Annotated in this window: 10 protein-coding genes; 6 read left to right on the forward strand and 4 right to left on the reverse strand. The window is 32.1% G+C overall.

Translation table 11 applies throughout. From position 1 onward, the window contains the following. Positions 1-98 precede the first annotated feature (98 nt). Together RH82_RS06015 and RH82_RS06020 are read left to right on the forward strand one after the other, a co-directional pair. On the forward strand, positions 99-1,121 hold the full coding sequence (locus tag RH82_RS06015; protein ID WP_034059050.1) for a transporter: 1,023 nt from the start codon (positions 99-101) through the stop codon (positions 1,119-1,121). A 5-nt stretch (positions 1,122-1,126) separates the two neighbouring features. Continuing rightward, positions 1,127-2,248, forward strand: a complete 1,122-nt coding sequence (locus RH82_RS06020; RefSeq protein WP_034059051.1) for a hypothetical protein — start codon at positions 1,127-1,129, stop codon at positions 2,246-2,248. 82 nt (positions 2,249-2,330) lie between these two features. Here RH82_RS06020 and RH82_RS06025 read toward each other — a convergent pair whose 3' ends face one another. The 3 genes from RH82_RS06025 to RH82_RS06035 form a co-directional block, all read right to left on the reverse strand. After that, complete coding sequence (locus RH82_RS06025; protein ID WP_034059052.1) at positions 2,331-3,590, reverse strand: aminotransferase class I/II-fold pyridoxal phosphate-dependent enzyme; 1,260 nt, start codon at positions 3,588-3,590, stop codon at positions 2,331-2,333. 140 nt (positions 3,591-3,730) lie between these two features. Then, positions 3,731-4,771 carry a PLP-dependent cysteine synthase family protein gene (locus RH82_RS06030; protein WP_034059053.1) on the reverse strand — a complete coding sequence of 347 codons (1,041 nt, stop codon included), beginning with the start codon at positions 4,769-4,771 and terminating at the stop codon, positions 3,731-3,733. 73 nt (positions 4,772-4,844) lie between these two features. After that, complete coding sequence (locus tag RH82_RS06035) at positions 4,845-6,914, reverse strand: S9 family peptidase (protein WP_034059054.1); 2,070 nt, start codon at positions 6,912-6,914, stop codon at positions 4,845-4,847. Positions 6,915-7,100: 186 nt separating this feature from the next. Here RH82_RS06035 and RH82_RS06040 point away from each other — a divergent pair, with 186 nt between their 5' ends. Continuing rightward, the gene (locus RH82_RS06040; protein WP_034059056.1) at positions 7,101-7,424 is read left to right on the forward strand and encodes a YbaB/EbfC family nucleoid-associated protein; all 324 of its coding nucleotides are present in this window, start codon (positions 7,101-7,103) and stop codon (positions 7,422-7,424) included. Between the two features lie 119 nt (positions 7,425-7,543). Here the strand turns inward: RH82_RS06040 and RH82_RS06045 are convergent, their stop codons facing one another. Continuing rightward, positions 7,544-8,563, reverse strand: coding sequence for a threonine aldolase family protein (locus tag RH82_RS06045; RefSeq protein ID WP_034059058.1), 1,020 nt, complete (start codon positions 8,561-8,563; stop codon positions 7,544-7,546). Positions 8,564-8,744: 181 nt separating this feature from the next. On the opposite strand from RH82_RS06045, the gene prfB reads away from it, so the two are divergent. The 3 genes from prfB to RH82_RS06060 all read left to right on the forward strand — a co-directional run bounded on the left by prfB (position 8,745) and on the right by RH82_RS06060 (position 12,768). Next, positions 8,745-9,855 (forward strand): peptide chain release factor 2 gene (prfB, locus tag RH82_RS06050; protein ID WP_156112427.1). Its coding sequence is split into 2 segments (ribosomal slippage): positions 8,745-8,807 and positions 8,809-9,855, totalling 1,110 coding nucleotides; the frame shifts between segments, so codons are not numbered across the junction. Between the two features lie 52 nt (positions 9,856-9,907). Beyond that, entirely contained in the window at positions 9,908-10,252 is a 345-nt protein-coding gene (gene arsC / locus RH82_RS06055; protein ID WP_034059060.1) for an arsenate reductase (glutaredoxin), read from the forward strand. A 107-nt stretch (positions 10,253-10,359) separates the two neighbouring features. Further along, the gene (locus tag RH82_RS06060; RefSeq protein WP_034059062.1) at positions 10,360-12,768 is read left to right on the forward strand and encodes an outer membrane beta-barrel family protein; all 2,409 of its coding nucleotides are present in this window, start codon (positions 10,360-10,362) and stop codon (positions 12,766-12,768) included. The last annotated feature ends 320 nt before the right edge of the window (positions 12,769-13,088 follow it).

Consider the following 13,088-nt stretch of genomic DNA (forward strand, 5'->3'; position numbering starts at 1 on the left):
AAATTAATTACAAAAATACAAATCTTATAGAGTAATTTCAGATTTATTTACTTAAAAAAAATATAAAATCTCTATATTTGAAGCTAAACCTAAAACTTATGTTTTTAAATAAAACCTATTTAACAATTATGTTGTGTATTGCTGGTTTAACAGCGCAAGCTCAATACACCGAAGTTATTAATTCTAATCGTCCAGGTGTTTCTAGGTCTGCATTTTCTGTTGGTACAAATGTTGCTCAGTTTGAAGTTGGTCCCTATACTGTAAAAGAAGAGCACACACCTTTAAAGTACGATGTTTCTGGTTTTGGAGTTGATTTTGCTGCTCGTTATGGGTTACTATTTCCTCAATTAGAGATTAATATAGAAGGTATTTACCAAAATGATACACGAACAGATTCCAGGTCTGCTATTTCTTCAGACTCAAAACGTTCTAATTTTAAAAATTTAACGCTTGGTGCAAAATATCTGGTTTACGATCCCTATAAAAATGCAGAAGAAGAAAAACCAAATATTATTAGTTTTCACGATAATAAGCGTTTTAAATGGAAAAATTTAATTCCTGCTGTTGCTGTTTATGTTGGAGCAAATTTTGATACTAAAGACAACCCTTATACAGCTCCTGGAGTTGAAGGCTTTAGTCCAAAAGTAATGATTGCAACTCAAAATAACTTTGCTAGTGGTTGGGTTCTTGTAATGAATTTTTCAAAAGACAGAATAGGAACTGATTTTTCAGATTTTCAATACATTCTTACTTTAACAAGAGCCATTAATGAACAATGGATCTTATTTGGTGAAACTCAAGGCATTCAAAGTGATTTTTATGCAGACAACCTTTTTAGATTTGGAGGCGCTTATCTTTGGGGAAGAAACCTTCAGTTGGATACGGCCTTAACCTTTAATACTAAAGACACACCATCTGTATTTAATCTTAATTTTGGTGTGTCTTACCGTTTAGATTTTCATAAAGATCCACAAATTGATAATGGTACTTCTGTCGAAGAAGAAGCAGAACGTAAAGCTAACAAAAAACGCAAAAAGAAAAACAAAGGTGATGATGATTCTCCTGATGATGACAACAAACGCAAAAAAGAAACTCAGGATATTGACTTTGATGACGATTAATATATATGATTACAATAAAAATAGCCACTACTAAAAAAGACCTAAAAGCCTTTGTTAAATTTCCGTTTTCGCTTTATAAGGATTCCAAATATTGGGTTCCTCCTATTATTAGCCAAGAAATAGAAACTTTTAACAGAGACAAGAACCCTATTTTTAATGATGCAGAAGCTACATTAATTCTTGCTTATAAAGACGGAGAACTTGTTGGTCGTGTTGCTGCAATTATAAATTGGTTAGAAGTTAAAAACCAAAAGCAGCTTAAAATGCGTTTTGGTTGGTTCGATTTTATTGACGACTTAGAAGTTTCTAAAGCCCTTTTAAATGAAGTAAATAAAATTGGAAAACAACATAATCTAGAATATACAGAAGGTCCTGTTGGGTTTTCTAACTTAGATAAAGTTGGAGTTATGACCGATGGTTTCGACCAAATCAGCAATATGATTACGTGGTATAATCACGAGTATTATGTTAGTCATTACGAAGCTCTAGGTTATGCGATAGAAAAAAGTTATTCTGAAAGCAAGTTTCCATTTGAAAACGTTAAACCTATATTTTTCAAAAAAGCACAAGAACTAATTAAACGACGTTATAAACTGAAGGCGCTCCAGCTTACTAAAACATCTGAAGTTATGCCTTATGCAGATAAGATGTTTGATCTGTTTAATGCGTCTTACGGTAAATTATCTTCTTTCGTTGAAATAACAGATATTCAGAAAGACTATTTTAAAAAGAAATTTATTTCTTTTATAAATCCAGAGTATATAAAATTTGTTGTCGATGAAAACGATAACATGGTAGCATTTGCTATTGTAATGCCAAGATTTGCTCACACTTTACAAGAAATGAATGGCAAATTATTCCCGCTTGGTTTTGCTAAATTATTGAAAGCTAAAAAAACGAGTAAAGATGTGGTATTCTATTTAATTGGAGTACATCCAGATTACTTAAACAAGGGTGTTCATGCTGTTATTTTTAACGAGTACTATGAAACTTTTACTAAGAAAGGGATTATCGATTGTTATAGAACACCAGAGTTAGAAGACAATGAAGCGATACAAAAAATTTGGAAACACTTTTTTCCTGTTGTTATTAAACGTAGGAAAACGTATAGAAAAAAAATCACATAATAGTGTATTAAAAACTAAGACTCACAAAAAAAATCCAATTCGAAAGAATGATTTTTTGTTTATAATAAGTTTAAATAGAAAACTATTCTCCCATTGCCTTAATTAAAGCAGCAGACATTCTTTTATATGTTCCATTTTCTAAACGCGTTCTAATCGCATCAAAAGCATCTAAAGTTTCGGTAACATCTTGTATTGTATGAGTTGCAGTAGGAATCATACGTAATAAAATTAATCCTTTTGGTATTACAGGATATACTACTATAGAACAGAAAATACCGTAATTCTCACGTAAATCTCTAACTAAAGCCATGGCTTCAGGAATACTCCCATTAAGATATACTGGTGTTACACAACTTGTTGTTGAACCAATATCGAATCCTCTTTCTTTTAATCCAGACTGTAATGCATCAACAATTTTCCATAAGTTTTGCTTTAACTCTGGCATAGTACGTAACATATCTAAACGCTTTAATGCTCCTACTGTTAAAGTCATTTGTAATGACTTTGCAAACATTTGAGAACGTAGATTATATTTTAAATAATCCATTATCTCTTTATCGCCAGCAATAAAGGCACCTGTACTCGCTAAAGATTTAGCAAAAGTTGCAAAATAAACATCAATATCATCTTGAATACCTTGTTCTTCTCCTGCTCCTGCTCCTGTAGCTCCTAAAGTTCCAAAACCATGGGCGTCATCTACTAGAAATCTAAAATTAAATTTCTGTTTAAGCGCTACAATTTCTTTTAAACGTCCTTGTTCACCACGCATACCAAAAACACCTTCAGAAATTACAAGAATTCCACCTCCAGTTGTCTCTGCCATTTTAGTAGCACGTTCTAAATTTTTCTCTAAACTTTCAATATCGTTATGCTTATAAGTAAAACGTTTTCCCATGTGTAAACGCACACCATCAATAATACAAGCGTGAGAATCTACATCGTAAACAATAATATCATCTTTAGCAACCAATGCATCTATTGTAGACATGATACCTTGGTATCCAAAATTCAATAAATAAGCAGCTTCTTTACTCACAAATTCTGCTAATTCATTTTGAAGTTTCTCATGCATTTCTGTGTGACCAGACATCATACGTGCTCCCATTGGGTAAGCTGATCCATATTCTGCAGCAGCTTCTGCATCTACTTTACGAACTTCTGGGTGATTTGCTAAACCTAAGTAATCGTTAATACTCCATGTAATAACGTCTTTACCTTGAAATTTCATTCGGTTAGAAATCTGTCCTTCTAACTTTGGAAAAACAAAATAACCTTCAGCCTGCTCAGCCCATTTTCCTAATGGCCCTTTATCCTTATATATTTTTGCAAATAAATCTTTCATCTGTACTTAATTAGTTTAGAGAATACAAAATTACGCAATTCTCAGTTTTTGGCATAACATTTTTGCAATCTCTTATTAACATAAAAAAAAGCTGATTCCTTTTTACAGTTACCAGCTTGATTGTTGCCTATATAAATCTCTTATTTAATATATTGTATACGCTCTGCAGCTTCTAAATTTTTACTATCAAAAAAGCCCTGTTCACTCATCCATTTATCACTATAAATCTTACTCATATAGCGTGATCCATGATCTGGAAAAATAACAACTATTGTATCTGTGTCTTTAAACTCACCATCAGCATCTAATTGCTTTAAGGCTTGCATAGCTGCTCCAGATGTATACCCTACAAAGAGACCTTCCGTTTTCGCGATTTCTCTTGCTGTATGTGCACTTTCTTCATCTGTAACTTTAATAAACTTATCAATAGCATCAAAATCTGTTGCAGTAGGTATTAAGTTTTTTCCCAAACCTTCAATGCGATAAGGATAAATTTCTTTCTCATCAAACTCCTTAGTTTCATGGAATTTTTTTAATACCGAACCAAAAGCATCAACACCTATAATTTTTATGTTTGGATTTTGTTCTTTTAAATATTTCGCAGTCCCAGAAATAGTTCCTCCTGTTCCACTACAAGCTACTAGATGCGTAATTTTACCTTCTGTCTGATTCCATATTTCAGGACCCGTAGAAGCGTAATGTGCATCTATATTTAACTGATTGAAATATTGGTTAATATAAACCGAGCCTTTCATTTCATCATGTAATCTTTTTGCTACCTGATAATAAGACCTAGGATCGTCTGCGCTTACATTTGCTGGACAAACATAAACTTTTGCGCCCATGTTTTTAAGCATATCGATTTTATCTGGTGAAGACTTTGAACTTACTGCCAAAATACAATCGTAACCCTTAATAACACTAACCATGGCAATACTAAATCCTGTGTTTCCAGAAGTAGTTTCTATAATAGTGTCGCCAGGTTTTAGTATACCTTGCTTTTCTGCTTGTTCAATAATATATAATGCAATTCTGTCTTTAGACGAGTGTCCTGGGTTAAAAGCTTCTACTTTAGCTAAAAAGTCACCTTTAAACTCCGAAGTCATTTTTTTAAGTCTTATCATTGGTGTATTGCCAACTAGGTCTAATACATTATCAAAAACTTGTTTTTCGTTTACCATAAACAATACTTATTCTGTTACTTTAGTTTAATTAAATGTTACATAAAACGATGCAAAAATACAGTTTTTTTTTTTAACTGATAATTCCTTCTAAATCAAGTAAAAACGCATATTCTAGAGCGACTTCTTTTAAACTCTCAAATCGTCCAGAAGCACCTCCATGTCCAGCTTCCATATCGATATGAAATAATAATTTATTCGTGTCTATTTTATATTCTCTTAATTTCGCTACCCATTTTGCTGGTTCAAAATATTGAACTTGAGAATCATGCAAACCAGTTGTTACTAAAAGGTTTGGATAGTTTTTATAGGCAATATTATCATATGGAGAATACGACTTCATATAATCGTAATATTTTTTATCATTTGGGTTTCCCCATTCGTCATATTCTCCTGTGGTTAATGGAATGGTATCGTCTAACATAGTGGTTACAACATCTACAAAGGGAACTGCTGCAATGACACCATTATATAATTCTGGATTAAGGTTAATTACAGCTCCCACTAATAGGCCTCCTGCGCTTCCGCCCATTGCATATAAATGTTCTGGTGAAGTGTAATTTTCTTTAATTAAAAATTTAGAACAGTCAATAAAGTCTGTAAACGTATTCATCTTTGAGAGTAATTTACCATTCTCGTACCATTCTCGACCTAAATACTCTCCTCCTCTTATATGTGCAATTGCATAAATAAATCCTCTATCCAATAAACTTAATCTTATAGTAGAAAAATAGGGATCTATTGTAGATCCATAAGAGCCATAAGAATATTGCAACACAGGATTTTTTCCGTTTAATTCTATACCTTTTTTATAAACTATCGACAATGGTACTTTAACGCCATCTCTTGCCGTTGCCCAAATACGTTTAGATTCGTAATTATCTTTATTAAATTTACCTCCTAAAACATCTTGTTCTTTTTGTATTGTTTTTGTCTTCGTTTTAAAATTATAATCGATTACAGAACTTGGTGTTGTTAATGAATTGTAACCGTATCGTAATGCATTACTATTAAAATCTGGGTTGTTTCCTAAACTTGCAGTATACGTTTCGTTGTTAAATGACAAATAGTAATCTTCTTGGCCGTCCCAACTTATAATTCTAATTTTATTGAGTCCGTTTTCACGTTCGTTAACAACTAGGTAATCTTTAAAAATCTCAATATCTTCAAGCAAAACTTCTTTTCGATGTGGTAAAACATCTTTCCAATTTTCTTTTAAAGTGTTGTTTTCTGAAGTTTTTTGAAGCTTAAAATTAGTTGCATTATCCTTATTGGTAATAACATAGAAGCTATCCTTATAATGTGCAATTGAGTATTCTAATTCGCGTTCTCTTTCTTGAAATACTTTGAATACTCCATCTGGAGTATCTGCGTTTAAGATTCTATATTCTGAAGTTAATGTACTCGATGAGCCAATAACAATATACTTTTTAGATTTTGTTTTGTATACAAATGAATTAAAGGTATCATCGGTTTCATTAAAAACTAGAACATCATTTGCTTCTTCTGTATTTAATTTATGTTTATAGATTTTATTAGATCGCAAGGTAACTTCATCTTTCTTGGTATAAAATAGCGTGTTATTATCGTTAGCCCAAGTAGAACTTCCTGTAGTGTTTTCAATTTTATCAGAAAAAATCTCACCGGTCTTCAAACTCTTAATTTGAAGTGTATATTGTCTTCTACTAACTGTATCAACAGTAAAACTCGCCATTGTATTATCTGGACTAATAGAAATTCCTCCTAACTTAAAATAAGAGTGTCCTTTAGCCATTTCGTTACAATCAAAAATGATTTCTTCGGAAGCTTCTAAGGTTTCTTTTTTTCTACTGTAAATAGGATAATCCTTGCCCTTTTCAAATTTAGTAATGTACCAATAGCCATTTAACTTGTATGGCACAGAACTATCATCTTCTTTTATTCTCCCTTTCATTTCCTCAAAAAGGTCTTTTTGAAACGCTTCTGTATGCTTTAAAACCGTCTTTGTATAATCATTTTCGGAATTTAAATGATCTATCACGTCTTGATCTTCTCTATTATTCATCCAGAAATAATTATCGATGCGAACATCGTTATGCTTTTCAAGAGTCTTTACTGTTTTTTTTGCAATTGGTGGATTAACTGCTACTGTTGATTCTAACATGTTTTAGTTTTGTTTACAGGATTATGCGTTATAAATATGAATACTATTGCAGACAAATTCATTTTACATAAAGCAAAAGTAAAACTTAAAGCTAATAAAAGTATCCGATTTTTCAATAGATATTAAATTGGTTATTAATTATTGAATTTTATAAATTTGCAATAAAATGAACTCAATAAAAAAATTATGTTTGGAGATTTAGCAGGAATGATGGGTAAACTAAAAGAAACCCAGCAAAAGGTAGAAGAAACTAAAGCAAGACTAAACACTGTTTTAGTAAATGAACAAAGTAACGATGGATTATTAAAAGTAGCTTTAACAGCTAATAGGACTATAAAAGCTATTACTATAGATAATTCTCTTTTGGAAGATAAAGAACAATTAGAAGATTATTTAATTATTACTTTGAATAAAGCTATTGAAAAGGCGACTCAAATTAACGAAGCCGAATTGGCTGCAGTAACAAAGGATGGAATGCCAAATATTCCAGGTATGGATCTATTTAAATAAGTTACAAATTTCGTTTAGTTTTCGAAAGTAACATTATTCAAAAAGCCTCACTCAACTTATAGTTGAATGAGGCTTTTTTTTATTCTAAAAATTACTGAGTTATAAACAATCATAATAGACTACAACAGGTTTAAAACATTTAATAAACTATCATGCATTTCAGAAGTATAGTCCAAATGTGTTACTATTCTTAGCTTCCCTTGTCCCATATTACTAATATGAATATTCTTGTTTTTTAATAGTTCTAAAAACGCTTCATCTCCATATTTATCGTTTAAAGTAAAGATTACAATATTAGTTTCTACGGTTTCTACTTTATTTATATAGGATGCTTTTTCTAAAACAATTGCTATTTCTTTTGCTTTTTTATGGTCTTCTTTTAGCATTTCAATATTATGGTCTAAAGCATATAATCCTGCAGCAGCAAGAAAACCAACTTGTCGCATGCCTCCTCCAAGAATTTTTCTAATTCTTATAGCGTTTTGCATTAAATGTTCATCTCCTATTAATACGGAACCAACTGGACAGCCTAATCCTTTACTAAAACAAACAGAAATAGTATCGAATAGTTCACCATAATCTTTTGCTGTTTCTTCCTTAGCAACCAAAGCATTCCATAATCGTGCTCCATCTAAATGGAAGCCCAAATTATTAGCAGTACACACCTTTTTAATTTTTTGCAACTCCTTAAAATCCCAACAGGCTCCTCCTCCTTTATTAGTTGTGTTTTCAATTTCTACTAATGTGGTTAACGGGCTGTGGTAAAAATCTGGAGGATTTATAGCGTCTTCAACCTGTTTTGCAGTGAACATGCCTCTTTCTCCATCTATGAGTTTACAGGACACTCCACTATTAAAGGATGCTCCTCCGCCTTCGTAATTATAAATATGTGCATATTTATCGCAAATAACTTGATCGCCAGGATTGGTATGTAGTTTTATTGCCGTTTGGTTAGCCATCGTTCCACTAGGGAAAAATAAAGCGTGAGATTTACCAAATAATTTGGCAACTCGAGCTTCAAGTGCGTTTACGGTTTCATCTTCTTTATAAACATCATCACCAACTTTAGCCTGCATCATTGCATTTAGCATGCCTTTAGACGGCTTGGTTATTGTATCACTTCTTAAATCAATTTTCATGTATTACTTTTTTGTTACTATAATTTTAAGATCGAATTCGCTACTAAATATTTCTATTTGAAACATTTTTTATTGCAGCACATTTCATATCTCATATTTTTCTGCATAAAACTATAAAATAACTGAGTAATAATTTCCATATCGTACTATAAATTCTATTTTTGTTTTAAACACACATATAATGATAACACAAGATCAAATTAAGGATCTCTCACAACGCCTTACCAAGTTAAGGCAATATCTTTGACATAGATGCCAAACTTATAGAAATTAGTAATGAAGAAGAACAAACCTTTTCGCCCGATTTTTGGAATGACTCTAAAACTGCCGAAATAATAATGAAATCTCTTCGTGTAAAGAAAAAATGGGTTGAAGATTACAATTCTGCTAACACACATATTGAAGATTTAGAAGTTATTTACGATTTTTTTAAAGAAGATGAAGCGACTGCTACAGACGTTGAAAACCGTTATATAAAGGCCCAAACTTTAATTGAAGATTTAGAATTTAAAAATATGCTTTCTGAAGAAGGCGACAGCCTAAGTGCTGTACTTCAAATCACCGCTGGAGCTGGTGGTACAGAGAGTTGCGATTGGGCAGAAATGCTTATGCGTATGTATTTAATGTATGCCGAAAAAAATGGCTTTAAAGTAAAAGAACTTAACTTTCAAGCTGGTGGTGATGCAGGAATAAAAACAGTTACTATAGAAATTGAAGGCGATTATGCTTTTGGTTGGCTTAAAGGTGAAAATGGTGTCCATAGATTAGTACGTATTTCTCCTTTTGATAGTAATGCAAAACGACACACAAGTTTTGCTTCGGTTTATGTATATCCATTAGTAGACGACTCTATCGAAATAGAAATAAACCCTGCAGATATAGAAATTGTAACTGCGCGTTCTAGTGGCGCTGGTGGACAAAATGTTAATAAGGTAGAAACCAAAGTACAATTAACACACAAACCTTCTGGAATACAGATTTCTTGTAGCGAAACAAGATCGCAACACGATAACAGATCTAGAGCAATGCAGATGTTAAAATCTCAACTTTACGAAATTGAGTTACAAAAACAATTGGCACAACGTGAAGATATTGAAGCCGGGAAAATGAAAATTGAATGGGGAAGCCAAATTAGAAATTACGTTATGCATCCTTATAAATTAGTAAAAGATGTTAGATCTGCTCACGAAACAGGAAATGTAGATGCCGTTATGGATGGAGATATTACGCCATTTCTAAAAGCTTATTTAATGATGATGGGACAACAAACAACAGAAACTAATACACTGTAATGTGCAAATAACAAGCTTTCCTCTTTTACTGAAATAAAAAAAACAACTTCCCATGATTAAAATATACCATAACAACCGTTGCAGTAAATCGCGTTGCGGATTAGAAATTTTAGAAAACTCTGGTAAAGACTTTGAAATTGTAAAATACTTAGAAAATGTACCCACTAAAAAAGAGTTAAATCAACTTATTAAGATGCTAAACATTGAGCCTATTGACTTAATAAGAAAAAACGAAGCCATTTGGAAATCTGAGTTTAAAAACAAAGACCTTAGCAATGATGCTATTATTAATGCAATGCTTGAACACCCAAAACTTATTGAACGACCAATTGTTGTAAACGGCAATCAAGCAGTAATTGGCAGACCACCAGAACTCATTTTAAATATCATTATATAAACATTATGCCTTGTAACTTTACAAGGCATTTTTATTTAACAAACCTTTAACCAAACACATTTAAACCTTAGGCTATTTTTGCAATCTTATATTTTAAACCTTAAGATATGTATAGAGTAATAATTACAACTTTTTTAATCCTTTTTTCTTCATTCTTTGCTTCAGCTCAAAAAGAAGTTATTGTTACAGGGAAAATTCTAGAGCAGGATACTAATATACCTTTAGAATGGGCAACTGTTGTAGTTTCTAATCCTAATGATGGAAAAATAATTACTGGCGGAACTGCTAACGAAAAAGGCGAATTTAACTTTACTATTAATGCAGGAACTTACAATGTATCTTTTGAGTTTATTAGCTTCGAAAAAGTAACTATTAGCAATAAAGTAATTGATAAATCTTACGATTTTGGGACGTTATATCTTATTGAAGACGCTACAACTTTAGAAGAAGTAGAACTTATTGCCGAAAAAACAACGGTAGAAATTAAACTTGATAAAAAAATATATAATGTCGGTAAAGATTTAACCGTTAGAGGAGGCACTGTTAGTGATGTTTTAGATAACGTCCCTTCAGTTTCTGTAGATGTGGAAGGCAATGTTGCGTTACGTGGAAATGATAATGTGCGTATTTTAATCAACGGCAAACCATCAGGATTAGTTGGTTTAAATTCTACAGATGCTTTACGTCAACTTCCCGCAGAATCTATTGAGAAAGTTGAAGTTATTACATCGCCTTCAGCCAGATACGATGCCGAAGGAACAGGTGGAATAATAAATATTATTTTACGTCGTAGTAAGTTACAAGGCTTAAATGGTGCTATTACTACTAATGTAGGTTATAATCCTTCAGCTGGAATAAATGGAAATGTAAATTATAGAACTGGAAACGTCAATATTTTTAACACTTCTGGTTATAGCTATAGAGAAGCTCCGGGAAATTCATCTTCATCAACACAATATAAATCTACAGGTAATTTTTTAGATGAAGCCAATACTTACGATAGACAAAGAAAAGGCCTGACCTCTAATTTTGGTGTAGAATGGTATGTGGACGATTCGGCTTCTTTAACGACTTCAATTTTATATAGAAATAGTAAAGATGAAGATTTAAATACCAATATTTTAAATCAGTATGATAGTAATAGAAATCTATTATCTACAACCACACGTTTAGACCCTGAGACCGAAGATGATAAAACGGTTCAGTATGCTTTAAATTTTCAAAAAAATTATAAAGAAAGTGGGCATACGCTTTCTTTCGATTTTCAATATGAAGATAGCCAAGAGAATGAAAACTCTCTAATTACAGTAGATAATGTAGCCGTAGAAAATGTGTCTACTTTAGAGGACCAAAGTCAAATATTATTGCAAACAGATTATGTCTTGCCAATTGGAGAAAATAGCCAATTTGAAGCAGGTTATAGAGGTAATTTCGATAACACTACAACCGATTTTAATGTTTCAAATTTTGATGAAAATAGCAGTACTTTCGAAACGAATTTAGACTTAACCAATATATTAAACTTTAAACAATACGTCAATGCAATTTATACGCAATATGGAAGTAAATTTAATAAGTTTTCGTTTTTATTAGGCCTTAGATTAGAGAATACAAGAATCACCATCGATCAACCTACAACCGGAGAATTAAACAAAAAAAACTTCACTGGCTTGTTTCCAACAGTCAATTTAAGTTATGAGTTTACTGAAAAAGAAAGCTTAACTTTAGGTTATGCAAGACGTATTAGAAGACCAAGAGGTTACTTTTTAAACCCGTTTCCTTCAAGAAATAGTGTCACAAATTTTTTTCAAGGTAATCCAGATTTAGACCCTAGTTATTCTGGACAGTTAGATTTAGGTTACATAAAACGTTTTGGAAAATTTACGTTTAACGCTTCTACCTATTACTCTCATGCAACAGATGGCTTTAGTTATATCAGTTTCGATACTGGAGAAACAGCAAACGTAAATGGCGAAGAGCTGCCAATTATTAAACGTACACCAATTAATTTGGCTACCGAAGACCGTTATGGTTTTGAGTTTACATTAACTTATAATCCATCTAGAAAATGGCGCGTAAATGGCAACTTTAATTTCTTCCAAAACGATATTAAAGGTACAACTCCAAACGGTTTATCTTTAGACAATACCAATAACAGTTGGTTTGCGCGTGTAAGTAATAAATATACATTACCAGGAAATATCGATTGGCAAACTAATTTAAATTATAGAGGCCCAAGTGCAGATGCTCAAAACACAAGACAGGGTGTGTTTTCTACAACGATGGCTTTTAGTAAAGATATATTTAAAGAAAAGGCTTCGATAGCTTTTAACGTTAACGATTTATTTAATAGTAGAAAACGAATTCAATCCACTACTACTCCAACTTTTGATGCAGAAAGTGAATTTCAATGGAGGGAACGTAGTTTTAACCTGTCATTTACTTATAGATTTAACCAGAAAAAGAAACGTGAACAACGTGGGAATTATGGTGGCGGTGAAGGTTTTCAAGGGTAAATGATTAGGCAGTGTTAAGTTGGCAGTATGCAGTCGCTTACTCAGACTTGTAAAAATAACAGTTAGTAGTCGCAATATTCTTTAAATTAATCGCTAAAAGTAAGAGAGTAATCACAGAACAATGTCTTTTCCTTTGAAAAAGAGTCAGAAAAGGAAATTCTTCAATGTTTAAAAGAACTACACAGAAACTAAAACAAAGCTTTATAATCGCAAGAACCAACGACGCGGCAATCTCTTGAAACCAACGCAAACATTAAACAGATTGCCACAAAATAAAAAATTCACTTCGCAAGTACACGTCACATTAAGAATAAAAAAAG

Source organism: Lacinutrix jangbogonensis, from assembly GCF_000797445.1.
GTDB lineage: Bacteria > Bacteroidota > Bacteroidia > Flavobacteriales > Flavobacteriaceae > Lacinutrix > Lacinutrix jangbogonensis.